Source organism: Paenibacillus dendritiformis, assembly GCF_021654795.1.
Classification (GTDB): Bacteria; Bacillota; Bacilli; order Paenibacillales; family Paenibacillaceae; genus Paenibacillus_B.
Genome location: NZ_AP025344.1, coordinates 3,346,537 through 3,372,577 on the forward strand (window position 1 = coordinate 3,346,537; position 26,041 = coordinate 3,372,577).

12 protein-coding genes, 5 pseudogenes and 1 other annotated feature are annotated in these 26,041 nt (G+C 47.1%); of the genes and pseudogenes, 5 read left to right on the top strand and 12 right to left on the bottom strand.

Annotated features, from left to right (window positions below):
• Positions 1–19: 19 nt before the first annotated feature.
• Together L6439_RS14775 and L6439_RS14780 are read right to left on the bottom strand one after the other, a co-directional pair.
• The gene (locus tag L6439_RS14775; RefSeq protein WP_237096476.1) at positions 20–181 is read right to left on the bottom strand and encodes a hypothetical protein; all 162 of its coding nucleotides are present in this window, start codon (positions 179–181) and stop codon (positions 20–22) included.
• A complete protein-coding gene (locus tag L6439_RS14780; protein ID WP_213468371.1) occupies positions 165–722 on the bottom strand; it encodes a GNAT family N-acetyltransferase in 558 nt (185 codons plus the stop codon). Before L6439_RS14780 ends, L6439_RS14775 begins: the two co-directional genes overlap by 17 nt.
• Positions 723–995: 273 nt before the next feature.
• Between L6439_RS14780 and pdxR the strand changes: the two genes are divergently transcribed.
• Positions 996–2,432: a MocR-like pyridoxine biosynthesis transcription factor PdxR gene (gene pdxR, locus L6439_RS14785; protein WP_213468445.1), complete on the top strand. Its 1,437-nt coding sequence runs from the start codon at positions 996–998 to the stop codon at positions 2,430–2,432.
• A 69-nt stretch (positions 2,433–2,501) separates the two neighbouring features.
• On the opposite strand, the pseudogene L6439_RS14790 reads toward pdxR, so the two are convergent.
• The 5 genes and pseudogenes from L6439_RS14790 to L6439_RS14810 form a co-directional block, all read right to left on the bottom strand.
• A pseudogene (locus L6439_RS14790) lies at positions 2,502–3,138 on the bottom strand (NAD(P)-dependent malic enzyme); the annotation flags it as partial.
• A gap of 305 nt (positions 3,139–3,443) precedes the next feature.
• Positions 3,444–3,722, bottom strand: a pseudogene (locus tag L6439_RS14795) (cytochrome ubiquinol oxidase subunit II); the annotation flags it as partial.
• A 213-nt stretch (positions 3,723–3,935) separates the two neighbouring features.
• Positions 3,936–4,852: pseudogene (locus L6439_RS14800) on the bottom strand (COX15/CtaA family protein).
• A 32-nt stretch (positions 4,853–4,884) separates the two neighbouring features.
• Positions 4,885–5,961 carry a bifunctional 3-deoxy-7-phosphoheptulonate synthase/chorismate mutase gene (locus L6439_RS14805; RefSeq protein WP_213468370.1) on the bottom strand — a complete coding sequence of 359 codons (1,077 nt, stop codon included), beginning with the start codon at positions 5,959–5,961 and terminating at the stop codon, positions 4,885–4,887.
• A gap of 462 nt (positions 5,962–6,423) precedes the next feature.
• Positions 6,424–7,314 (bottom strand): LysR family transcriptional regulator, encoded by an 891-nt coding sequence (locus L6439_RS14810; RefSeq protein ID WP_213468369.1) that lies wholly within the window; start codon positions 7,312–7,314, stop codon positions 6,424–6,426.
• A gap of 144 nt (positions 7,315–7,458) precedes the next feature.
• Here L6439_RS14810 and L6439_RS14815 point away from each other — a divergent pair, with 144 nt between their 5' ends.
• Together L6439_RS14815 and L6439_RS14820 are read left to right on the top strand one after the other, a co-directional pair.
• Positions 7,459–8,127, top strand: a complete 669-nt coding sequence (locus tag L6439_RS14815) for a DJ-1/PfpI family protein (protein WP_168182582.1) — start codon at positions 7,459–7,461, stop codon at positions 8,125–8,127.
• A gap of 177 nt (positions 8,128–8,304) precedes the next feature.
• On the top strand, positions 8,305–8,796 hold the full coding sequence (locus L6439_RS14820; protein ID WP_420540596.1) for a GlcG/HbpS family heme-binding protein: 492 nt from the start codon (positions 8,305–8,307) through the stop codon (positions 8,794–8,796).
• Positions 8,797–8,801: 5 nt separating this feature from the next.
• On the opposite strand, the pseudogene L6439_RS14825 reads toward L6439_RS14820, so the two are convergent.
• Positions 8,802–9,427: pseudogene (locus tag L6439_RS14825) on the bottom strand (LysE family translocator).
• A 24-nt stretch (positions 9,428–9,451) separates the two neighbouring features.
• Positions 9,452–10,363: a LysR family transcriptional regulator gene (locus L6439_RS14830; RefSeq protein WP_213468367.1), complete on the bottom strand. Its 912-nt coding sequence runs from the start codon at positions 10,361–10,363 to the stop codon at positions 9,452–9,454.
• A 119-nt stretch (positions 10,364–10,482) separates the two neighbouring features.
• Here L6439_RS14830 and L6439_RS14835 point away from each other — a divergent pair, with 119 nt between their 5' ends.
• Positions 10,483–11,100, top strand: a complete 618-nt coding sequence (locus L6439_RS14835; protein ID WP_213468366.1) for a histidine phosphatase family protein — start codon at positions 10,483–10,485, stop codon at positions 11,098–11,100.
• 91 nt (positions 11,101–11,191) lie between these two features.
• On the opposite strand, the gene L6439_RS14840 is transcribed toward L6439_RS14835, so the two are convergent.
• Positions 11,192–12,142: a GNAT family N-acetyltransferase gene (locus L6439_RS14840; RefSeq protein WP_168182586.1), complete on the bottom strand. Its 951-nt coding sequence runs from the start codon at positions 12,140–12,142 to the stop codon at positions 11,192–11,194.
• 538 nt (positions 12,143–12,680) lie between these two features.
• Positions 12,681–13,940 carry a tyrosine--tRNA ligase gene (gene tyrS / locus L6439_RS14845; RefSeq protein ID WP_168182590.1) on the bottom strand — a complete coding sequence of 420 codons (1,260 nt, stop codon included), beginning with the start codon at positions 13,938–13,940 and terminating at the stop codon, positions 12,681–12,683.
• An 88-nt stretch (positions 13,941–14,028) separates the two neighbouring features.
• Positions 14,029–14,253 (bottom strand) — a binding site (T-box leader).
• 139 nt (positions 14,254–14,392) lie between these two features.
• Between tyrS and L6439_RS29885 the strand changes: the two are divergent.
• Positions 14,393–14,875: pseudogene (locus tag L6439_RS29885) on the top strand (helix-turn-helix domain-containing protein); the annotation flags it as partial.
• Positions 14,876–15,174: 299 nt separating this feature from the next.
• Here the strand turns inward: L6439_RS29885 and L6439_RS14855 are convergent.
• A complete protein-coding gene (locus tag L6439_RS14855) occupies positions 15,175–26,016 on the bottom strand; it encodes a non-ribosomal peptide synthetase (protein ID WP_213468365.1) in 10,842 nt (3,613 codons plus the stop codon).
• Positions 26,017–26,041 lie beyond the last annotated feature (25 nt).

The following is a 26,041-nucleotide window of genomic DNA, read 5'->3' on the forward strand; positions in this document are numbered from 1 at the left end:
TATTTATGCAGGATTTTGCCTACAGACCGGCAACAATCTCTCCGCTAACATCCTTCAAACATAAATTAACCTCTTCGAGCTCGGCGTTGGGCACGCATTTGGCATTGAACTCAATCAATTTGTGCAGGACATGCTTGGATTCTTCGGGTGTGCTGTGAACAAGCTTAGGGCTGTTTGTCATCTTTCTCCTCCTGTGAAGCCTTTATATGAAATAAAACATGTTCCTTCAGTGGACTTCCTGCCTCGACTTTCGGGTGGTTGAACGATTTAATAAAACTCATGCCGATTTTTTGCATTACGTTTTGCGAAGGCTTATTTATCTTGGCTGTAAAACTGTACACATCGCGAAAACCTAATTCATTAAATCCATATTGCAAACAGGCGGCCGCCCCCTCGGTCGCATATCCTTTTCCCCAAGCCTCTTTTTTCAACCGCCATCCAATTTCTATGCACGGCGTGAAATCAGCCTCGAATGTCGCCCTATGAAATCCTGTCAAACCGATAAACTCTTTATTTTCCTTTACTTCCACGGCATATAGCCCATATCCGCGCTCTGTAAACTCGGCTAAAATCGCATGATAGAACTCCCTGGTTTCTTCGGAGGATAAGGTTTTAGGAAAATACCGCATAACCTGTTCATCCGCATTGAGCCGCTGAAATGGCTCCAAGTCTGTGTCTGCCCAATCGCGCAATTGCAGTCTCGATGTTTCTAAATATATCATTTTACACCTCCGAAGGAAGTACGACGGTTTGTTTTGCAGCTCTCCTGCGCACGTCGCTACTATACCACATCTTGGCTGATTTTCGTAATTCGAAATCTCATGATGATGACATGCCTGCAGACCATCCAATCCATCCCCCGGATCCCCATCCATGTTCAACATATTGCTATTTTTTCGCCAAAGATGAGCGGAGCATTGGCGCAAGCCAAATGGTATGATTAAAGAATTCTGCGAGAACCTCGATCTTACTACAGCAGGCAGGAGGTGAACATGATGCGGATGCCTGATCGCCGCAGCAGCCAGCCTCTCTATCAACAGATAGCGGATGACATTGAACGCAGAATCGCCTATGGCGAGTTCCCGCCAGGCAGTCTGCTGCCCTCCGAACGCAAACTAGCCGCGCAACTGGGCGTGAACCGCAGCACCGTGATTCTGGCTTACGCGGAGCTTCGCGCGTTGGGAATCATCGAGAGCCGCTCGGGAAGCGGAACCCGGGTTAGCAAGTATAAATGGGGAGCGACGCCGAAGCATACCCCCAACTGGCACCGGTATTGCGAGGGCGGAAGCTTTCTGCCGAACGTCGCTTGTCTGCGCCGTATCCGGGAAGCGCTGCAGCAGGACAGCGCATTAATCGATTTTGCGAGCGGCGAGCTGGGTGCGGACCTCTCTCCCGTGGAAGAAATCAATGCGCTGATCGATGAAAATCACTATACCGGGTATCTCGGGTATGACAATCCGCAAGGATTTTTGCCCCTTCGGGAAGCGCTCATCTCTTTTTTGAGCCAATATCGGGGCATTCAGACGACAGAGTCGTCCATCCTCATCACATCCGGATCCCAGCAATCGTTATATTTAATTACCCAATGTCTGCTGGCCCCCGGCGATGCGGTTGCGATCGAAGATCCTTCTTACTGCTACTCGCTGCCCATGTTCCAATCGGCAGGTCTTCGCTTGTTCCGCCTTCCCGTCGGTCGGCATGGAGTCCGGCCCGAGGATGTGCGCACACTCTATAAAAAGCATCGAATCAAGATGGTCTTCCTGAATCCGAATTACCAGAACCCGACAGGCGCCGTCCTCGACGCCGAACGGAGGGCGGAACTGTTCCATGTAACGAGCGAGTTGGGGCTGCCGATTGTCGAGGATGATCCGTTCAGCCTGACGGCCTATGACGGCAACCCGCCGCGGTCCCTCAAGTCCATGGATTCGCTGGGCTCGGTCCTCTATATCGGCTCGTTCTCCAAAATCGCCGCCTCCGGGCTGCGTGTCGGATGGATGGTCGCGCCGCATTCCGTCGTCGAACGGCTGGCCGATGCCAGACAGCAGATGGACTTCGGGCTGAGCGTCGTTCCGCAAAAGGTGGCTGCCCAATTCCTGAAGTCCGCCTATACCCGGCCGCATCTGGACCGGCTGCGCATGAATCTGCTCTACAAGCGGGATGCGGCAATCGAAGCGCTGCAGCGCGAGCTTCCGGGGCTGGTCAGCTTCCCGGTGCCGCAGGGGGGCTTGCACCTATGGTGTAAAATCTTGCCCGAGGTCAATGACGGCAAGCTGCTGGAGGAAGGGATCCGCAACGGAGTCATCTTCGCGCCCGGCAGCGTATACGGCTCCGGTTCCGGCTATGTGCGCTTCACCTATGCAAGGCCGAAGGCGGAAGAGATCGCCCCGGGCCTAGCCGCGTTCGCGGCCTCTCTTCGCTCCGTTCTTGGTTAATAAGCCAAAAAGGTGAATGATTGCGCTGTATAGCTGTCCTATACACGTCAATTCATTCACCTTTTTCAATTAGCTACCGCGAGCCTCCCGGCTTCGCCGGGCCACCCCGGATTCATAGGCTGCCGCGATAACCGCCTGGCTCACTTTGTCCGCCACCTGGGGATGGAAGACGCTTGGAATAATATACTGCTCATTCCGTTCTTCATCGGTAATAACCGAAGCGATCGCTTGGGCCGCGGCAAGCTTCATCGATTCCGTTATCCGGGAAGCCCGGCAATCCAGCACGCCGCGGAACATGCCGGGAAAGCATAATACGTTATTGATCTGACTGGTTCGGGTAATCCGAACGCCCGGTCGCAATGACGCGCGCATGCGGCTCCGCCTCCTCCGGCATAATCTCGGGGAGCGGATTCGCCATCGCAAACACGATCGGGTCTGCCGCCATCCGCTCCACATCCTCCGCCTTCAACACATTCGGACCGGACAGACCGATGAATACGTCAGCTCCCTCAAGCGCTTCGGAGAGGCCGCCTTCCACCTTTCGCGGATTCGTCCGGCCAGCGAACCCGTTCCAGAGCGGATCCGAATAAGCATGTCCGCTTACGAGGGCTCCTTGCCGATCTACGCCGATCAGATCGGCAACCCCGGAGGCCAGCAATATTTTGGCGCAGGCCATCCCCGCCGCCCCCAGGCCGCATACGACCAGATCGCTCCAAAGGCCGCGGACTCATACTCCAACCGCAAAATAACGCTGGTGCTCATTTCCAACGCGTTGTGCATGCGTTGCTTCCCCCTTATCAGATAATTAACTCAGCATATCGTTAATGCTGCAATGCTTTTACGTCATTAATGATTTTGTCGTAGGGCGTATCGATCATCCCGTCGTACTTGGCCACGACCGTGCCGGACGGGTCGACCAAGAAAAACGAAGTCCCATGAATGACTTGATCCGAGGACTCATCCTTGGCAATGGCTGTCTTGAAGGAATCGAGCAAGAAGGTTTTGATCTCGCTCCAGCTTGGTGTTGTGCTCCCACTCCGGCGCATACTTCGCTGTCCGGCCTTCCTTGTCCCGGTAGCGCCACACAATGATCGCCGCCAGAATCAGAACCGGCACGATGACGATAGATGCCAACACGGTGGAGATCACCATGAGATCCCGCTGTTGTTCGGCAATCGGCCCTTTCGGATCGAGCACGATCATATGCTCGGCGCATCCGGTCGTCAGCACGAGCAGCGGCGCGATCATGGATAGGAACGCCAGCCAGCGGAAGGTGTTGGATCTCTTCATTTTTTCATCTCCCTATCGAATGGTGTGATTTATATCACGCCTTACTTTAAAAGGGAACGGTGCAGGTGTCACCATCCACTCGTTAACTGAAAATACCGGCCATGTTCAACAAACGGAAACAATTGGCGCAATAAGCAAAAGACGCCTTCAGCCCCGCCATGACAGCGAGGTTGAAGACGTCTTTGTGAAATTCGTTTTGAGGTCAGTCCTGCCTTAGTGCATGCGATGCTTCCAGGAACGGATGGCGATGTCCGTCAGCACGCCGAACAGCAGCGTGGCCAACACATTATGCAGCAGGCTGGCAAATAAATAAGCATTCTCGTCGGCGATCGTCGCCGTAAGCAGTGCGCCGCTCATAATCTGTGCGATCGCAAGCGCGAGGGCCGTAACGGTGCCGGAGCTCGAATCGGCTCGCCGGTTCCGGAAGGCGCGGCGAACAAGGATATGCAATCCGGCCAGCAGAAGAAGCAGGACCGCCGCTGCGGCGCGATGCGCGAATACAATCCCCGACGCCCCGGACAGGTAGGGGATCAGCTGCCCGTTGCATAGCGGCCAGCCCATGCAGGCCCCTTCGGTCCCGGTATGACGAATGTAGGCGCCCAAATAAACGACGCCATAACAGCAGACCCAGATTCCCCATGCCGCGATATAAACCGACTTCGGAAATTGACGGGAGAAATGCGGCTCTGTCTTGTTATCCGCCCGATAACACCATGCAACAAGCAGCATGCTGCTGGCTACCGCAAGCAGCGATATCCCGAAGTGAAGCGCCATCACGGCCGGCTGTTGCGGCCATTTGACCGCCGCCGCGCCCATCAAGGCCTGGACGATCGTGAACAGCAGCGTTCCGCCGGCATACGCGGCCGCCTCGCGGTGCTGTCTCAGATACCGCCAAGTATACCAGAACGTTAGCACGACAATGATGCCTACGATGCCGGTAACGAAGCGATGAGAATACTCGATGAAGGACTCCACCGTGTAGGCCGGAACGAACTTCCCGTTGCACAGGGGCCAATCGTCCCCGCAGCCCGCCCGGAACCGGTCTTGGTCACGAGAGCTCCCGCCAGCAAGACAAGAAACATGCCGACGAAGGAAGACCATGCCAACAAGCGATAACGAAACGATAACAAAAGACATGACCTCTTCTCTGTGCTGTATTATTCTACGGCCGCAGTAAGCCGGACTGCCGGACTTCCGTGAAGAACTGCTTGAACTCCTCGATATTCATCTGCTGCGCCGCGTCGGATAACGCCGTGGCGGGATCCGGGTGAACCTCGACCATGATGCCGTCTGCCCCCGCGGCCAGCGCTGCCTTGGCGCATGGAGCCATAATATCCTTCCTTCCGGTGGAATGCGTGACATCGACAAGCACCGGAAGATGGCACTCCTGCTTCAGAATCGGCACGGCGGAGATATCGAGCGTGTTCCGGGTCGCCTTCTCATAAGTTCGAATGCCGCGCTCGATCAGCATCACTTGGGCATTTCCCCGCGATACGATGTATTCCGCGGCATGGAGGAATTCATCGATCGTGGCTGCCAGCCCGCGCTTCAACAGGATCGGCGTGCGTACCTCTCCGGCCGCCTTCAGCAGCTCGAAATTTTGCATATTTCTGGCGCCGATCTGGATCACGTCGATATACTCGCAGGCCATCTCGATATGGGACGGGTCCACGATCTCGCTTATCGTCTTCAACCCGAATTCGGTGCCGACTTCCTTCAAAATCTTCAGGCCTTCTACCCCGAGACCCTGGAAATCGTAAGGGGAGGTTCTTGGCTTGAAGGCCCCCCCGCGCATGACCGTAATGCCGGCTTCCTTCAGCGCCGCCGCGACTTGGCGGACCTGCTCATAGCTCTCGACCGAGCACGGCCCGGCGATCATGACGGGCGCTCCTCCTCCGACCGCTATCGAATCCAACGTGACGATAGTATCTTCCTGCTGATTTTTGCGGCTGACCAACAGATGCTTCTTCTGCTCCTCTTGCTGCAGGTTCAGCGACGCTTGAAAAATTTGCTTGAACAGGTGGCGAATCGTTTTGTCATCAAACGGTCCTTTATTACTGGCGACCAGCCTGTCGAGCATTGCTTTTTCCCGCACCGGGTCGAACTTGGGTACGCCCTGCTTCCCTTTCTCATTCCCGATCTCCTGGGTAATGCGGGCCCGTTCCGACAGCAGCTCCAGCAGCTGCGCGTTAATCGCGTCCAATTGCTCCCGCAATTCATCTACATTTCGTTGTGACATGGCGTTCTCTCCTTTTCTCTGTCTGCAAAAAACACGACCCAAGGTCGTGTCTGGCTTAATCCGCCCGAGGCGGCCAAGGGAGGATCCGCATCGAAGCGGAACTGCCTCCCTTTTATTATGACATGCCTGCAGTTCGTACGACTTCTTGTTTTTTATCGTTCGCGATCAATTGAAAGACGTCAGGACGGCTGTAATTCCCGTCACATCGCAATCAAAGCGGCTTCGGGGACACCTACGGAAAGATCGAGGGCCGCCAGGAGCCCCCCCTTCCATGCGCCTTGAATATAACGGAAATGCCTCAACCCGTAACCATCCAATCTGACGATTTCTGCACCATCCACTTGCCTGCGCCCACCGGATTTGGAGACATAGGGAACCCGGATCATCCCAAAGCACGCGGGAACATAGCATCGAACGCCAACAAGCCTCCCCACCGTTCCGGTTCCGGAGGCTGTTCCTTGTTCATCCACTGGAGTATTCTGTCCATTCCGACAGCAGCAATCGGGCCGGGAAGCTTAATTCTCTGCTTTTATGAACGATCATTCCATGCGTTGAGCGGATGTCCGAACCGATGGGAAGCGCGTCGAATTCACCTGCCTCAAGCTCGGCCTGCACCGCAATTTCCGGAAGCAGGGCAAAGCCTGATCCCCATTTCACGGATTGCTTAATCATGTCAAGGCTTGGCAGCTCCAGCGCCTCCTTCACGGCAATGCCCGCCTTCTGCAGGGCCTGGCTCGCCTGCGTATGATACAGGCAGTCGGTTCCGAAGCTGATCAAGACCTCCTGGCTTAACCGCTGAGGCCCTTCCGTCTCCACCGCGCTCATCAGCGCCCGGGAAGCAATAAAGATCAATTTCTCTTCCGCCAACGGATAAAAGACGACGTCATGCCGCTGCGGATCGCGCGGGACCATACCGAAATCAATCGCGTGCTCCAGCACATGATCGAGAATATCCTGATAAAATCCCGCTTCAATCCGCAATTTCACCCCGGGGTACTTAGTCACAAAATACGGCATAAAGGAAGAAAAGCGCGTCAGAAAAAAAGATTCCTGCATGCGAAGATAAACCGTTCCCTTCGGCTGCTCCAGCTCATTCATCGCTTCTTCGATTGAAGATCCGAGATGAACAAATTGATAGGCGTATTTCATCAATTTTTCGCCGGCGGGCGTCGGCTTCACCCCGCGCGGCAAGCGATGGAACAATTTCTGCTTGCACGCCTGCTCCAGGGACTGAATATGGGTGGTTACCGTCGATTGAACATAGCCGAGCCGATCCGCCGCGCGGCTGAAGCTTTTTTCCTCCATCACGGCAATAAAGGTCTTCATGACTCTCCCTTCCAGCAATTCGATCATAGCTCCCCCTCCTGATATCGAAAAATGAAATACGTCATATCGTATATCCTCATGACTGCGATAGCTGATTCCATGATATCATAAATCTCGCAACAATATCATAAATCGATTTCAAAATTCGATAGGAAAGCGAGAGGATGAACCATGAGTAAAAAACAAGGCTTCCGATTGGGTGTCTATATTTTCAAGGATGCCGAGGTCGTCGATTATGCCGCGCCTTATGGCGTGTTTTCGGTAGCGCGCAGACTGGATCCCGGGCTGGACGCCTTTCTGGTCGCCGATGCACTAAGACCCGTCCAGACCCAAGCCGGCCTTACGGTCCACCCCAACTACAGCTTCAACGACATGCCGGATATGGATGCCTTTCTCATCCCCGGCGGGTTCGGAACCCGGCAGGAGACCTACAACAAGCGGCTGCACCACTTTATACGCTCGCTGCCCGAGACGACCTTGCTGACCAGCGTCTGCACCGGCTCCTGGATCTATGGGAACATGGGGCTGCTGGACGGGCTGCCGGCGACCAGCCGCAAAGCACCGGATCGGCTGGAAGCTTCCGCCATGGGCAAGGTGCCCATCGATCGGCTTGCCGAGCTCGCGCCGGCTTGCACGATCAGCCGGGCGCGCATTGTCGATGCCGGCCGAATCATCACCGGGGCAGGCATCGCCTCCGGCATGGAAATGGGCTTCCATCTGTTGCGGCGGGCCGGGTATGACGAAGCCTTCATCTCGGATGTGGCCCGCGTGATGGAATATGCCGAAGCATACAGCATGTATAAAGAGGATATTGAATATTACACTCCGGCCGGAAAATAAAATAGCTGCCCGGCCATCCGATATCCTTCGCGGGCTGACCGTTGACATCAACAGCAACCGCTCCCTGGTTCGAACCGGGGAGCGGTTGGCAATTCCACCTTAAGCTCACCCCAATCACGAATCTGGGTGAATGACCATACAATACACCAGATGAACATCTGGGAGTGAATGAACTTGATGAAACTGACATTGGAAGCCGCGAAAATGCTCCTCGCCGCCGCGGAACGGAAAGCTCGGGAGCTCGCTCTGTCGGAAGTGATCGCTATCGTGGACGAAGGGGCGAACCTTCTTGCGCTGCACCGGATGGATAATGCCCGGATCGCCGCTATCGATATCGCCATCAACAAAGCATGGACGAGTGCAGCGATGAAAATGCCGACATCCAATCTGTCGGAAGCGGCGCTTCCCGGCGGACCGTCCTTCGGAATCAACACGACGAATCAAGGAAGAATCGTGATTTTGGGCGGAGGGATCCCGCTTGTCAAGAAAGGGATCATCGTAGGGGGAGTCGGCGTAAGCGGCGGCACAAGCGCGCAGGACATTGAAGTGGCCAATGCCGCCGTGCAAGCGTTCGAGAGCATCCATGAGCGTGGGGGCTCGCCAATCGCAACTGTACGAATCGGCACGAGCAATTCAACGCATCCCTCGCCTTACTTCATTCGTGAATGAGCAAGTCACTTTTCGCTGAAGGCAATGTGCGCGGCGATAAGCCCCAGCAAAGACCCTTGAATGCAGCTCATTTTTCGAGAAATCGACGGGCTCTTTACTAAAAGGGGACGGAGCTTTTCCGCAAAAAAGCTGATCACGCTAAACAGTATGATGGCCTGGAGTATGAACACAGCTTCCAACACAAGCATTTGCGCCGGGACATGACCGGCGGCCTGATCGACGAACAGAGGCAATAAAGCCAAGAAAAACAAGGATACTTTCGGATCGAGAAGATTCATCAAATTCCTTTTTTGTATAACGCGTCATAGTTTACCGCTGTCTCCTCATTCCAGGCGAGAACCGATCCCTTTTCACGAAACGACTTCCAGGCCAAATACAATAAATAGGCGGTTCCGGCATACTTCACGACCGTAAATGCGAGCGCGGATGGATAAATAATCGCTGAAATCCCGAATGTCGCGGCGGCCACGTGCACGAGCAAGCCTGTACATAGGCCAAGTGCCGTTGCTATGCCTGCTTTTTTGCCCTGGGATATGCTCCTCTGCGCAAGGACAAATACATTGTCAGGGCCAGGCATCAGCGTAAGAAGCACCGCTACTCCCAAAAAGGATAATACGGACATGACGTCCATCCGATCAGCTCCCCTCGTTTCTTATTAAGGGCTTCCCTTCCCGAAGCCATGCGGATTTCTTCGTGCCATCGATATAAATTCCTTAACGTATGGTTCGTATGTTCCGTGCTTGCGCGTACATAAGGCAATCGAATTGACGGGGAGCAGCCCGTCCACATGAACACGGGCCAGCTCTCCCCGATTGACGTACGGACTGGCTGCCAGAGAAGAGATGAAGCTGGCTCCATACCCGGAAGCGACGGCATGAATCGTCTCGTTCAGACCGCTGAACTGGAGCGCGATTTCGGGAGGGCTTGCCATGTACGTCTTGCAGAGGGCGAACAGCCTCTCGCGAATGGCGCTCCCTTCCTCCCTCATAATGAAGGGCTCTGTCATCATTAGACGGAAGGAGATATGCCGGTTCGCATATTTGTGGCCGGGGGCGACGACGAACCACACTTCATCCCGATAGAGCTCCTCCCGCTCCACCTCCCCGGAATGACTCTCTGACTCTCCTCCGCAGATCGCGATATCCGCAGCATAATGGATGAGCTGTTCCAGCGCATCCTGCGTGTTCGCCGTTGTGATCTGCACCTCAATTTCCGGGTGATTGCATTTGAATTGGGCAGCCCATCTTGGAATGAGGCAGCTCGTTGCCAAGTAGGTACCGGCGATACGCAATTTGCCGCCGCGATGGGTGCGGTATTCTTCCGCCATCGCTTCGATTTGACCTTCCAGCGCGAAGAGACGCTTTGCCGGATTCATTATTTTTTGTCCTATGGACGTCAGCGCGACTCCCCTTCCTTTCGGCTCGAACAGGGGGACATCCAGTTCCTTCTCGAATTTCTTGATCTGGGCCGTAATGGCCGGCTGGCTTATTTTCAGCTTCTCCGCCGCTTTCGTTACGCTCCCTGTCAGGGCAACGGTATAACATATTTTGAGGGCATGCAAATTCATGCTTGGCGCTCCCTATTATATATTTTCATTATGAATATCATTCAAAATATATTATTATTCTATATTTTTCAATAGTATACTCGAGACGAGAATGGTAGGTAAAGATGGAGGGCTGCGCCTTGGCAAAGACGACGTTATACTTGACGAGACATGGACAGACGGAATGGAATGTGGAAGAGAGAATGCAGGGACACAAAGATTCGCCTCTTACAAGCTTGGGGGTGCTGCAAGCGGAATGGCTGCAGCAGAGACTGCAGTCGGTGCGGTTGGATGCGGTCTATTCAAGCTCCAGTATGCGGGCATGGAGAACGGCCCGGATCGCCGCAGGCAAGCAGCAGGTCGGCATCAGGCCGATGGATGAATTCATGGAAATCAATATGGGGCTGTGGGAAGGGCAGCATATCGAATTTATCGAGAATCAGTTTGCGCAGCAGTATTTTCATTTTTTCAACCGCCCGGATTTGTATCAGCCAACAGGCTTAGGAGAAACTTATGAGCAATTGATAAGCAGGGTGATCCCCGCTATCGACAGCATCATCTCCAGACACCAGGGCGAGACGGTGCTGATTGTGACTCATCGCATTACCCTGAAGACAATTCTGGGTTACTACGGAAATAAAACATTGCAGGAGCTTGGAAGCCTGCCGGATATCCAATCCGCCAGCCTCAGCAAAATATCGATAGAGAACCGTGTTCCAACCATTGAAATGTACGGGGATACATCTCATTATCAATAGGGAGCGCAGGTCTTGCCGGCGATAACAAACCGCCCCGCCTGCGAGGAGGGGCGGTAAGATTTATTATGTTAACTGGCACAACGATTTGGCATTACCATCTGGCGGCCCATGCTTCGATTTCGACTTTGAGAGAAGGAAGCGCCAGAGCCGGCACATAGGACATCGTCATCGAAGGAGCGGTCCCCCCATGGAACTTCTCCCACACTTCATTGAAGCAGTCCCAGTCCATTTCTTCGGTAGCCAAAATTTTGATTTTAATAATATTATCCGCACATACCGATTCCCCTTCCAAAATGCGCAGAATATTTTGCAGCGTATTATACAGCTGCTCGTTCATATCCGAGGGCAGGTCTCCGTTCATGTCGGTCCCGATTTGTCCGGACAGAACTAACAACTCCGCCCCTCTTGGGACAACGGCAAGATGTGTATAAGGGCCGACGGGAGAGGCAACCGTATTCGGATTGCTGCGCCGAACCTTTTTGGCCTCTTTCCCTTCCTCAGCATCGTCGTCGTTTACGATGGCTAATGTCTGATGATCTTCCCAGCGTCCGTTAATTTTCACATTTTGCTTGGCAAGCCCTTCCTTATGGAACCCGGCCTTGAGCAGCACTTTGATAGAACCTATGTTATGCGGCATGACGCCCGCTTCGATGCGATGAAAATCCAGTTCGTCAAAAGCATACCGGACAACAAGCTGAACCGCTTCGGTCATATAGCCTTTCCCATTGTGATCCTGATCCAGAAAGTACCCAAGCCAACAGCTTTGCAGGTTGTATCTGACGACTTCGGTCAACATCATTTCGCCAATAACCTGGCCGCAATCCCGCAAGCAAATGACAAAAAAGTATGCTTTGTCTTCTTTGCTTTGTTCCACCGCCTCTTTAATTCGCTCCGCCTGGCCTTGGAGCGTATAAAAAGACGCTTCCCGCAACCCCGTGAACGGTTGAAAGAAATCCCTGTTCTTGACTTCGAGAGCGAGCAGCCTATCCGCATCCGACTCCTCGACTGGTCTGACGTACACTTTACTTCCGATCAATTTCATAGTTCTCTTCTCCTTTGGCAAAAATTAAAAAACGCCACAGGAACCCTGTGGCGCTTATCTCAAGCTATGTAACCACAGGAAAGCGGCCTGTGGCATTTTATCCGCTGTCTTCTAGGAACGCAATGCTGCAGGAATAGCCGCTTCTATCCAATTTTGGACACACTTCTCCCGTGATTGTGAAGCATCAAAGAAAACAGCAGTGGAGTGCCCGGTACCTGCAGACAAAGACTTCAAAGCTCTCTTCTTCATACCAATACTCCTCCTTTGCCGTCTCCTCGTTATAAGCGCGAATGTGCGAATGATGGTACAATTCAAGTATCTAACAGACATTCTTCCCGTACAAATCAGATAATTATGTCAATTGTACTTTGAAATATAGACAATTGCAAGCCCGGCCCAGGGTGATGACTGCTCCGCAATGAACGGCTATCTGCCGGCCGCAGCCGCATCACTTTTCCGCAATAAAAGAAGAGGCGCAGCAGCGATTTCAGCATCGCCCGGCGCCTCTTGTTGCTTTCATCTCATTTTGTCCTTGCCTTTACACCAATTTCACCAAATGATATTTCTTCTTTCCTTTGCGGATAATGATGAAGCGTCCTTCAATCGCGTGCTCGGCGCCGACGACGAATTCCAGCTCGCTCACCCGCTCGCCGTTCAACGAAATGGCGCCATTGGCAATATCCTCGCGCGCCTGGCGCTTCGACGGCTCAATGCCTGTATCGACGAGCCACTCGACGATATTCTTGGATTCCTTGGAAGCCTCAAACGTCGGCATTTCCTTGAAGCCTTGCTCAATTTCATCCGCCGTCAATGACCGGATATCGCCGCTGAACAGCGCGGCCGTAATTCGTTTCGCCTGCGCCAGCATCTCTTCGCCGTGAACGAATCTCGTCATTTCTTCGGCCAGCGTAATTTGCGCTTCGCGCTTATGCGGCTCGGTGCGCACTTTCTCGGCCAGCGCTTCAATCGCCTCTTTATCGAGGAAGGTGAAGTATTTCAAATATTTAACGACATCGCGGTCGTCGGTGTTCGCCCAGAACTGGTAGAACTCATACGGCGTCGTCTTCTTCGGATCGAGCCAGATCGCGCCGCCGGCCGTTTTGCCGAACTTCGTGCCGTCCGCTTTCAGCATCAGCGGAATCGTCAGGCCGAACGCCTTGGCCTCAGGGCCTTCCTTTTTGCGAATCAAGTCCAGTCCGCTCGTAATATTTCCCCACTGATCGGAACCGCCGATTTGCAATTGCACGCCCTCTTCCCGGTACAGATGCAGGAAGTCCATAGATTGCAGGATCTGGTAGGAGAATTCCGTGTAGGAGATCCCGCTCTCCAGGCGGCTTGACACAATATCTTTGGCCAGCATCGTATTAATGCTGAAATTTTTCCCGTAGTCGCGCAAAAAGTCAATCACATTCAACTGATGCGTCCAGTCATAGTTGTTCACCATGCGCAGTTGATTGTCTCCGTCGGTCAGGAACAGCTTTTTCATCTGCGCGGTCAGCGCCTCCACATTCGCCTGCACCTGCTCCATCGTCTGCAGCGACCGCTCGGATTGCCGTCCGCTCGGGTCGCCGATCGTTCCGGTCGCGCCGCCGATCAGAATGACGGGCTTGTGCCCGGCCAACTGGAACCGCTTGAGCATCATGAACGGAATGAGATGCCCGATATGCATGCTGTCTCCGGTCGGGTCCACCCCGCAGTACAACGAAATCGACTGCTCCTCCACCAGCTTGCGCAGCCCTTCGGCATCCGTCTGTTGATTAATCGCCTCGCGCCATTCCAGTTCATCAATAATATTCAACATTCTCAGCTCCCTGTCCTTGTGTCTTGGTCTTATATGCCCGAATATACGCGAAAATAAAAAATCGCCCCTCATCTGCACCAGCAGATCCAGGGACGATTGAAGAACCGCGTTACCACCCAACTTGTACAATGACCGGAACAACCGGATCATCATACCGCTCTCAGCCCATTATCGTGAGCTACCCCGCTTGGCATTACCCAAGATACTCCAGAGTGTAATTCGCAAGAAACAGTATGCTGCCAGGTCCCATCAACCCCTGGCTTTCTGTGAACAGTGACTGCCTGCTACTGCGCTCTTTCAACGTATATTCCGTATAAGATTACAAGCCATTATAGTGAATTATGAACCGGTTGTCAAATATAGGAGAGCTAAATTTGTTATTCGTCTGTGATAATGTCACCCTATAACTGTTCTGAGATAATGTCACTATGGGACAGGAGATAATGACATTGACGAAAGCAGAAATGAAGAAGGTACTCGTTGTGGAGAAAATCATAGATGGGCGGATGACGAACAGGGAGGGAGCGGCAGCGCTTGGTTTATCAGAGCGCCAAGTCATTCGAATGAAGAAAAAATACCAATCCGGAGAAGGAGCCCAAGAACTTATACACAAGAATCGAGGAAAAAAGCCTTGTCACGCCCTCCCCAATGAAGTGAAGGAACGAATCGTTGAGCTGTTCACAGCCAAGTATTACGGAAGCAATTGCTGTCACTTCGCTGAAGCAACGGCGTCGCAGTAAAGCCCATCAGCCACGTGAACGCAAACCGCAAGCGGGCATGCTATGGCAGATTGACGCAACTCCTTATCCATGGTTGGAGGATCGGGCATCGTCCTTTACGCTGCATGCTGCTATTGACGATGCAACACAGGTACAGTTGTTGGTGCCGTCTTTCGTCCGAACGAATGCAGAAAAGCCTTTTCCCTTGTCATGTTTAACCTGAAGTCCATTAGCCGCAAGCGGCCTCCTCCGCTCCGCTTCGGCCCCATCGGGGTGACGGCCAGCGTTCTCCGAATATGCATAAATACGCATAAAATGAGCTTGAGAAAACAGCGTTTACCCTAAGAGAAAAAGACATGAGAAAAAGCCGAGCAAAGATCAGAAAATAATTCTAGGTCTGCTCGGCTTCAATGCGACTTTAAGTTCCCCTGAAACAAAATTAATTCCTAAAAAGGGCCTCCCACAGCTTTCTCCGAGACCAACTTCAAGCTCTTTCCCCTCTTCAAGCTCGTTCAATACACGTCTGATTCCATCTTACTATTAACGATTTCATCCACTATCCTTTTGATAATTTTTATGTTTTCTTTAACATATACAGGATGTAATAGCTCATCATGCTTCCCATATCCATTATACTCCTTGTATACTTTCCAAGTATAATCTCTCCATTTTTTCTTATACCTTGTTGTCACTGTTTCAACAACTATGTTATGAAGATTAGCTGACACTTTACCCAGGTTGGTTAGTTGATCCATATAATCTAAATATTTTCTTTTATTGTATTTTAAATCATTTTCCTTTGCTATATCATGCATTAGTTGAGTTGATATCATATGAACTTCTTTGTTCCAAGGTGTTGTATCTATCATGATAATATCCGAGACGCTCATTCCACTCTGCTCCATCGTTTTTGCTACTTCAAATGCTAAATTACCTCCTCCGGAATATCCGCATAGCACATATGGCCCCTCATTCTGTATGCTTGAGATTTCCTTTACATATTCGTATAGCATTGCTTCATAATTTTCAAAATGATCAATAAAGTCTGTAACATTTACTACACACTCTGATTCTAGCAATTTAGCCATCTCCATATAAACTAACCCAATCCCTGGAGGAGGCGGAAAACAGAATATATTAATTTTTCCATATTTATTTAATTGGATGAATGTGTTTTTCTTTTTTACGTTCGTCAAATTGCTTCTTATTAATTGTAATTGCATTGCCATTAATTCAACCGTCGGAGCATAGAAAACAGTTTGGAAATCTATACTAACGCCCATTTTTTTGGTTAGACATTGAACTAATGATAATATTTTAAGAGAATTACCGCCTAAATCAAAGAAGTTGTCCTTTACTCCAACCTTTTTTAAACCGAGCACTTCCTGCCAGATTTCCGTAAGTGTAGCTTCCATAGTATTCCGTGGAGCCACATATTCTGTCCCTGTCTGCAACTTTCCATCGGGTACAGGTAATGCCTTGCGATCTATTTTCCCATTTGCTGTGATTGGCATTTGTTCGAGCTGTACAAAGTAAGACGGAATCATGAACTGAGGCAACTTTTCCGATAATACTCCTTTTATCTCACTTACTGAATATGACTGATTCGCTACAAAGTAGGCACAGAGTGTTTTCTCGCCCTTCTCATCTTGGTGCGCCACGACAGTCGCTTCCTTCACATCGCCCACGCTTAACAATGCCGACTCAACTTCCCCGATTTCAATCCGGTAGCCGCGGATTTTTACTTGATCATCGAGGCGTCCCAGATATTCTATGTTTCCATCAGGTAACCAACGCCCCAAATCACCCGTTCGATACATCCGCTCTCCTGGAGCAAATCGATTACTCACAAACTTCTCTGCGGTCAGTTCCGGACGATTTAAGTAGCCTCTTGCCAATCCGACTCCTCCGATACACAACTCTCCGACCATACCAATCGGAGCTGCATCCCCATTTCCATCTAGTATATAAATTTGGTGATTTTGTATCGGTCTGCCGATTGGAACGGATTTAAGGCCTGTTCCCTCCTCCGTACTTGACCATAATGCCGTAACGATGGACGCTTCCGTCGGTCCATAAGCGTTAAAATACTTTACGTGGTCTTTCCAGGCTTCTACCAATTCCACAGATGAAGCGGAGCCCCCTGTGATCAACTTGGTCAAACTTGGCATATGTTCCGGATTCAAATAGTTTACATAATTCGGTGGCATGATGGATGCGGTGATCTTATGCTTATCCATGAATGCTTCAAATAATGAATAGTCCCGGATCGTTGCAGCAGTCGGTATATATAACGTGGCGCCTAGTAACAATGCCTTATAAATTTCCCAACACGCGGCGTCAAATGACAGGCTTGCAAACTGTACTATTCGATCCTTCTCCGTGATTTGCAATGTTTCCTCAAACATTACATTTAAATTACACAACCCTCGATGCTCCACCATAACCCCTTTGGGCTTTCCGGTTGTTCCCGATGTGTATATCACATATGCTAAATCATTCGATCCCGCGGCAGGTTCAAGATTGGATCCATCTTCATCGTAACTACAGGATTCATCTAAACAAAGTATCGTTCCTTCAAATGCTATACGTCCTTGCAAATGACTTTGGGTCAATAACAAATTCGCTCCGGAATCATCCAGCATATAACAAATACGATCCGCCGGGTATTCCGCATCAATCGGCACATACGCCCCCCCGGCTTTGAGGACGCCAAGGATTCCGACGATCATCTCAAGTGAACGCTCTACCATGATCCCTATGCGTTGGTCAACCGCAACCCCTTCTGCGCGCAGTCTGCGAGCCAAGCGATTAGATCGCTGGTTCAACTCTTTATATGACAATGTCTTCCCTTCGTATACGACCGCAATTTGATCGGGAACTCGCTCTGCTTGTTCTTCGAATAACTCATGGATCGTCTTGTCTTCCGGATATTCCGCTTTCGTATTGTTAAATACATCAAGAATGTCCGCTTTCTCTGACTGTGTAATAATGGATACCTCTGAAAGCTTCTTATGTGGATTACCAATTATTGACTCGATCAATTGCATAAAATGTCTTTCAAAGATAATCATACTCTGTTCTTTAAACAAAGATGTGGCATACTCAAGCATACAATGAAATTGGTCTTCCTTTTCAAATGCAACCAACGTTAAATCAAATTTCGAGATACTATTATTAAACTCATACGGTTCTATTTCCAATCCATGAATGCCTTCAACATTTTGCTCTAGATTTTGGAATGAAAACATTACATCAAAGATTGGATTACGACTTAAATCCCTCGAAACATCCAGTTTCTCTACCAATTCTTCAAATGGATAATCTTTGTTTTCATATGCCTTTAATGCATTTTCCTTCACTTGCCCGAGATACTCAGCAAACGTCTTCTCCCTTGTCGGATAGTTACGCATCGGCAATGTATTAACAAACATCCCGATAACATGCTCTAAATCCGCATGAATTCTGCCTGCAATAGGACTACCGACGATGATGTCATCTTGACCGCTGTATTTTGCTAAAATCGTTGTAAATAAAGCCAACATAACCATGTACATCGTTGATTCTGTTTCTTCTGCCAATTGTTTTAACGCATCACTTCTTTGCTTATCAATAATAAATTTATGTGTGGCTCCTTCGAAGCTTTGTATTGCTGGTCTTACAAAATCGGTTGGTAATTGCAAAACAGGAAGATCTCCTTTTAGTAATTCCACCCAATATTCTTCCTGTTGCCTTTTATGCTCCTGTTGTTTTTCATCTTGCTGCCACACTGCGAAATCCTTATACTGATTGTTTATCGCCGGCAGTTCTCTTCCTTCATACAATTGGAATAACTCGCGAATGAACACATTCATTGAAACACCGTCTGAAATAATGTGATGCATATCGATGAATAAAAGGTGCTCCAGTGGTTCAATCTCCAATAGCTCAACTCTTAAGAGGGGAGCTTCTTTTAAACTAAACGGACGAATAAATTGCCGAGTATATTCGTTTAATTGGCCTTGTGTAACCTTCCGCAGGTTTAATGTAAAGTCAACTACATCGTGAATCCGTTGAACAAGTTCACCTTGTATAATTTCAAAGCTTGTACGCAGTGATTCATGGCGGTCAATCAGCTGCTTGAATACAGAATTTAATTTCTCCAGATCTATAGCTCCCTTTATCCTCAACATGCTAGGTATGTTGTAACTAATATTCGCACCTTCGAGTTGTGTCAGAATATACATCCGTTTTTGCGAAGAAGATACGGGATAAAATTCTCTATGTTCTGCCCTTGGAATTGATACAAAATTCAGTTGATCAAGATTTTGGATAGCTTTCGCTAACTGCTCTATCGTCGGGCTGTTAAACACTTCCCTTAGTGCTATATTAATATTCATTCTTTTATGAATCTTTGCGACTAAGGTTGTTGCTCTTAATGAATGCCCTCCAAGATTAAAGAAGTTATCTTTGATGCCCATCTGTTTTATTCCGAGCACTTCGCGCCAAATTTCGGCTAGTTCTTTTTCGAGGGTATTTCGTGGAGCAACATAATCACTTCCTGCCTGATTCTTTATGTCTATTATAGGCAACGCCTTACGGTCGACTTTTCCATGCGAAGTCAGCGGCATCTGCTCGATTTGGGCAAAGTAAGAAGGAATCATGTAATTCGGCAGTCGGGTTAATAGTCTTTCTTCCATTTCATTTGGTTGATAAATCTGATTTGCAACGAAGTAAGCACATAAAGATTTGTCGCCTTTCTGATCTTCATGGACTGTAACGACGGCTTCTTTTACACCTTCAACGCTTAATAACGCTGTTTCCACTTCTCCAATTTCAATTCGATAGCCGCGGATTTTCACTTGATAGTCGGTTCGTCCTAGAAATTCAATGTTACCATCCAACAACCAACGAGCCAAATCACCCGTTCGATACATTTTCTCTCCTAACATAAACGGGTTCTCCTGGAACTTATCTGCTGTTAGTTCCGGATGATTCAAATATCCGCGTGCTAAGCCATCTCCTCCAATACACAGTTCTCCTATGATTCCTACCGGTTGCAATTGATTTGCGGAATCAACAATATATATTTCCGTATTGCTTATCGGTTGTCCAATTGGAATGTTAACTGCATCAATTGGTACTTCATTAATGTCGTAACATGTAGCAAATACTGTACTCTCCGTTGGACCATAAACGTGTTTTAATTTATTAGGACCGAGAAATTGAAGTGCTTTGCGTACATGTTTAACTGATACTTGCTCTCCGCCGAACAAGATTTTTTGAACATGCTTTAAACAATTTACATCAATATCAACGAGTACATTAAAAAATGCTGTGGTCATAAACATAACAGAAATACGTTTTTCCTCTATCAAGGCAGCTAATTGCCGCACATTTAACATCGTCTCTTTTGGAGCCATAACCAATTGAGCCCCGTTTAACAATGCACCAAAAATATCAAATGTTGAACCATCAAAGGCATAATTGGAAAACTGCAACACTTTGTCGGATTGATTAATCTCTATATAATTTGTATTTTTTACAACCCGTATGATGTTTCGATGTACAGTTAAATTACCTTTTGGTTTTCCAGTAGTTCCCGAAGTATAAATGACGTATGCAAGATTCGATGAACTGCTTAACAACTCTAAATTCGTCCGATCAACATGATAACTATGTTCTTTGTCGATATTCAAAGATATACCGGAAAAAACCTCAGGAATCTTTAAATGACTTTGTGTCAATAACAATTTCGCTTCTGAATCGTCCAACATATAACGAATTCGTTCTTCAGGATAATCTGGATCAATAGGCACATATGCCCCTCCAGATTTAAGTATAGCAATGATTCCGACAATCATTTCGAGAGAACGTTCTACCATGATTCCTATTCTTTGGTCTAACCCTATCCCTATTTCTCGAAGTGTGCGCGCTAACTGATTCGCTCGTTGATTCAACTCTCTATATGTAAGTTGTTGTCCTTCGTATACTACCGCTATTTGGTCGGGTACGCGTTCAGCCTGCTCCTCAAACAACTCATATATTGTTTTATCTCTCGGATACAACGTTTTTGTATTGTTAAATATCTCAAAAATTTCTGTTTTCTCTGCATCTGTAATCACACTCAGATTCTTTATTAGTACATCTGGATTTTGTGATATTTGCCGGAGAAGGTGAACAAAATGCCTACCGATTTTTTCAACGTTTATACGATCATATACGTTCGCATTATATTGAAAGCGGACCTCCATCTTATGTCCCGGTATCACTAAAACATTAAAATTATAATTGGTCTGCTCCTCTACTTTGAGGCTGGTAATCTTTAACTTTGTATTATTAATTTTTTCATTAACCCAATCCTGCTCAAGAGGATAATTTTCAAACACCAAAATATGGTTAATCAAATCTTGTTTCTGCTCCGTTTTTGCATGTATTTCAAACAGCGGGTACGCTTCATATGGTTTAGTAGCAATCATCGATCTTTGGATGTGTTGCATCAACTGGGCAGCAGTCATCCACTTCTCGCTTCTGACACGAACTGGAATGGTATTTATGAACAAGCCAATCATACTTTCGATACCTGGAATTACTTCCGGTCTTCCTGAAACTACAGTACCAAATACAACGTCCTCGCTATTATTGTATTTTTGAAGCAAAATCCCCCACATGGTTTGCATTAACGTACTCATCGTCACTTGATTACGGTTAGCTATCTGGTGCAGTCTATCGGTTAGCGTCATATCCAATTCACAGGCTAGAGTCTCTGTTGAGAATGCTTCCGCGTGGTTTGATTTAAAATATGGAATCACGGTATGCTCCTGGTAGTTGGCTAAATACTCTTTCCAATAGTTAGCTGCTGCAAGGCCATCTTGTTCCGCAAGCCACTCAATATATCGACTGTACGGTGTAATTAATGTATTCTTAGCTGCTTTTTCCCCGATCAATACTTCATAATTGTAAATCCATTCTTTTATTACGAGAGGCATACACCAACCATCCATTATAATATGATGGAAACTCCAAATAACCCGGTACGTATGATTGTCCGTTTGCATGATAGCAATACGTGAGAGCGTATCCTTTTCAAGCTTAAACCCTCTAGCTTTATTAGTTATCATGTACGATGCTAGATGCTTTTCGCGCTCTTCAAAACTTAATGAACGTAAATCCTCGAATAACCATTCACATGCTTTTTGCTTGTAGATAATTTGCAGCGGTGTGTCTTTCCACCCTTGGTACACATTCGAACGTAAGATTGAATGTGTTTTCATTAATGCTTCGTAGCTTTTCACCCATGCTTTTACATTCAACTGTACATGTAGATCAAAGGATAATTGTTCGAAAAACGCACCTGCATGTGAATCCTTCATACTGTGGAAAAGCATTCCTTTTTGCAGCGGAGTTAATTCGTACAAATCCTCAATTTCGCCGATATAAGAAGTTTGTTCAATGACTTGTGTCAGTTCTTCTGTTGTCATCCCTTTTAATGTCAGGTCGCTTGGAGTCAATTCGACTGTTTCTTTACTTGCACAATGATGAATAATATCTTGCAAGCTTTCTTTAATCCAATTAGCAAATTGGTGAATTGTCTCGTTACGGTATTGTTTTAGGCTGTAGTCAATCTTAAAAGTTAACCTTCCGTTTTGTACCAGCCCCGTGATATCCAACATATTCATTCTAATTGTTTTTCCGCTGACTACGGAACCGATTGAATATTCTGATACTTTTAATCCGCTTAATTCAAAATCCTGATCGAATTGACCCAAATAATTAAATCTGATCTCTGGCTTCAAATACTCATGTCTATCCCAACAATTGGATATATAACGCAAAATACCATATCCAATCCCTTTATTAGGGATCGCACGCAATACTTCTTTTACCGTCTTTATGTGACTAGACAAATCATGATTTGGTTTCAATGGCAGCAAAACAGGGTATTGACTCGTAAACCATCCTATTGTACGTGTAACATCTAGATCGGGCATAATCGTTTCTCGACCATGCCCTTCCAAACTCAACAAAATTTCTTCAATCCCTGTCCATTTGTGAACCGCAATAGCAAGAGCTGTCAATAACAAATCATTAATTTCCGTATTATAAGCTTGATTGGAATTTTTTAACAGGCTGGCAGTTTCTTGCTCTGACCATTGTATGGCTATGACATCGCTGCTGTCATAAAATACGACGTTATTTTCGTAATCTTTTGGCAATTTGTGCTGAACGGTCTGCTCAATATGCTCCCAATACATAAGCTCTTTCTTTATTTCAGAACCCTCTGCATATTCAGATAGTCGCTTCGACCACAATTTATAAGAGTCGCTTTTTTGTGGAACTTGAATCGCATTCCCATTCTCAATTTGCCCATACAACGTCGCGAAGTCCTCTAGCAGGATGCGCCAAGAAACCATATCAATAACCAAATGATGAATCACAATCAATAAATGATCACCATGTGCACAACGGAACAGTCCCAATTTCATCATTGGACCTTCGCCTATGTTCATGCTGCTTTGAATCGTATTTGCTGTGATTTCGATTGTGTTTGCAAGATCTTCTTCATTTTGAAAATCAAATACATCAAGTGTATATAAAGTGCCTTCTTCGCTCCCGCGTATGTTCATTTCAACTTTATTATTACGTTCTGCAAACACTGAACGAAGAGCATCGTGATGCTTACTGATATGTGTCATCACATTCCTTAAAAGCGCAATATCAAAACGTCCTTCTTTATAAAGCATCATCGCTTGATTAAAATATTGATCTTCAAAATTTGATTCAAAAAACCACGATTGAATTGGTGTTAGCGGAACTGCTCCTACGATTTCCCCTTGATCTGATACGACTGTCGTGGGTTGAACATACATACTTAACTCAGCAATAGTAGGGTATTTTAATAGGTGTCTCATTTCTACCCCATAACCGGCTTGATACATTCTAGACGATACTTGTATAGATTTTATCGAATCTCCGCCTAAATTATAAAAATTGTCAAAAACACCAATCGGTCTCACGCCCAATACATTTTGCCAAACCTCTACCAGAGCTTGCTCGATGGTTGTCCTTGGGGCAACATAGTGCGTTTCGCTCTTCATGTTTCCTTTTGGAACTGGCAGTGCTTTCCGATCTATTTTTCCGTTTGGTGTTAAAGGAATTTGCTCGATTTGTACAAAATAAGACGGAATCATGTAGCTTGGTAATTGTTTAGATAGAATCTCCTTTAATTCACTTACCGCATAATCCCTCTCAGCTACTATATAAGCGCATAATGCTTTATTTCCGTTCTCGTTCTCGAGTGCTGTAACGACCACACTTTTGACAGTTTCCACTTTAAGCAACGCCGTTTCTATTTCTCCAATTTCGATACGATAACCTCGTATTTTTACTTGGTCATCAATGCGGCCTAGATACTCGATATTACCATCGGGCAACCAACGGGCCAAGTCTCCCGTACGATACATGCGTTTACTTGAATCCAAAACGTTTGGTACAAACCTCTCCGCAGTTAGATCAGGACGATTCCAATACCCTCGCGCCAGCCCTACTCCACTTAAACATAATTCTCCTGTTACACCTATCGGTTGCGGGTGATTTTCAGAATTTAAAATATACGCTTGCATATTCCCAAAGGGCTTACCAATCGGTGTATTAATGAATTCAAGCGTAGATTCACTCGTTGTATATTCTGAGGCATATATTGTGGTCTCTGTTGGTCCGTAGACATTTATTAGTCGTGCTCGTAATCCGCAAGCATAAAATTCCTCTATTGTTCTTATTGGCAGTGCCTCACCCGCTGCAAATACATACTGCAATGATTTCAGGGTTTTCGCATCAGTCGGCTTTATTGAGTGAAGCAACATTTGCAACATTGAGGGGACAAAATTAATGTGGGTTATTTTTTCTTCTAGTATGATGTTCAATAACGCTTCTGGGTTTTTCTCTAAATTAGGCTTCAAAATAACTAATCTTCCTGACCCAAAAAACCATCCAAACAGCTCCGTTACGGATACATCGAATGTATAATTTGTTTTTAACAAAATAGAATCTTCTGTTTTTAGCGGATAGTTTTTTTCTAATTGTGTTAAAGTATTGACTATGGATTGATGTTCTACCATTACACCCTTGGGATTGCCCGTAGTGCCTGATGTGTAGATCACGTATGCCAAATGATTAGGGCCGGCAAAGTTCCCTGGATTTGAGATATCTTGAAGGCTATCATTTTCTTCATCTAAAAACATTACATTCCCTGCAAAATTAAATCGATTTTGAAGATGGCGTTGGGTTAGCAACTGCTTGATATCTGAGTCCTTGATTATATATTGAATCCGTGCTTCCGGATACTCCGGATCAATCGGTACATACGCTCCGCCAGCTTTAAGTATGCCAAGGATCCCAATGACCATCTCAAGAGAACGCTCTACCAGTATTCCTACCAGTTGTTCGGTCTTAATTCCCTCTTTTAGCAATGCATGAGCTAATTGATTTGCTCGTTCATTTAATTGCTTGTATGTTAATTTTTGCCCTTCATAAACAACTGCAATTCGATCTGGAGCAATCTCAACTTGCTCTTCAAATATCGAATGAACCGTCTTGTCCCACTGGTCATACTCTGTTGTATTATTAAATACAGTAAAAATTTCGCTTTCTTCCCTAATTGTTAATAATTTGAGTTGGCCAAAATCAAGGTCAGGTTCAAATAAAATAATAGAGAAGATTCGATCCAAATGTTCTGCAATCTGAATTATAAATTCTTTATCATAAAGAGACTCATCAAAAACTAACTTATAATGAATGCGATGATTCGTAATATAAAATTCAAATCTTACATCCGAAGCTACAGCTTCTATGTAAGAACAATGATGCAACCCATCCAAAGAAATGATTATATTCACTTTCGGCAAGTTATTATGATCGTACAGCAGATTTAAGTTTCCAGTCATCTTCCGAAATGGAATGTGTTGATGTTCAATAGCTTCCTTTATAAACACATTGAGTTGTTTAAACACTGTTCTAAATGAACTGGAACGGTCTACCTTATTTTTAATAATTAATATATCACTTAGTACGGTTTGATCATGGATTGTGGATTTCAGGGAAGGCATCCCAAAAATGATGCTTTCTTTTCCCGTGTATTTATGCAATAAACAATTTACCCCAGCTAATAAAATCATATATATAGCCATTTGTGACTGATTGGCGATCGTAATTACTCTTTCAGAACATTCGGCTGATAACGAAGCTTCAAGTGAAGAATACGTATTATTAAAATCCGCTTCCTTTGAAGCCGGTTTTAAATATGGTAAATAAGTAATTTGATCATCAACATCGAATACACTATTCCAAAAAAGCTCTTGTTTATTAAATATTGTCATATCATCCACCTCCCTGATATATGCC

Bases quoted from the DNA above. Each gene is read 5' to 3' on its own strand.
- L6439_RS14810 (WP_213468369.1), bottom strand. From the start codon at position 7,314: ATGATCGAATTGCTGGAAGGGAGAGTCATGAAGACCTTTATTGCCGTG.
- L6439_RS14780 (WP_213468371.1), bottom strand. From the start codon at position 722: ATGATATATTTAGAAACATCGAGACTGCAATTGCGCGATTGGGCAGAC.
- L6439_RS14805 (WP_213468370.1), bottom strand. From the start codon at position 5,961: ATGTCACAACGAAATGTAGATGAATTGCGGGAGCAATTGGACGCGATT.
- L6439_RS14815 (WP_168182582.1), top strand. From the start codon at position 7,459: ATGAGTAAAAAACAAGGCTTCCGATTGGGTGTCTATATTTTCAAGGAT.
- L6439_RS14840 (WP_168182586.1), bottom strand. From the start codon at position 12,142: ATGAAATTGATCGGAAGTAAAGTGTACGTCAGACCAGTCGAGGAGTCG.
- L6439_RS14830 (WP_213468367.1), bottom strand. From the start codon at position 10,363: ATGAATTTGCATGCCCTCAAAATATGTTATACCGTTGCCCTGACAGGG.
- pdxR (WP_213468445.1), top strand. From the start codon at position 996: ATGCGGATGCCTGATCGCCGCAGCAGCCAGCCTCTCTATCAACAGATA.
- L6439_RS14855 (WP_213468365.1), bottom strand. From the start codon at position 26,016: ATGACAATATTTAATAAACAAGAGCTTTTTTGGAATAGTGTATTCGAT.
- L6439_RS14775 (WP_237096476.1), bottom strand. From the start codon at position 181: ATGACAAACAGCCCTAAGCTTGTTCACAGCACACCCGAAGAATCCAAG.
- L6439_RS14820 (WP_420540596.1), top strand. From the start codon at position 8,305: ATGAAACTGACATTGGAAGCCGCGAAAATGCTCCTCGCCGCCGCGGAA.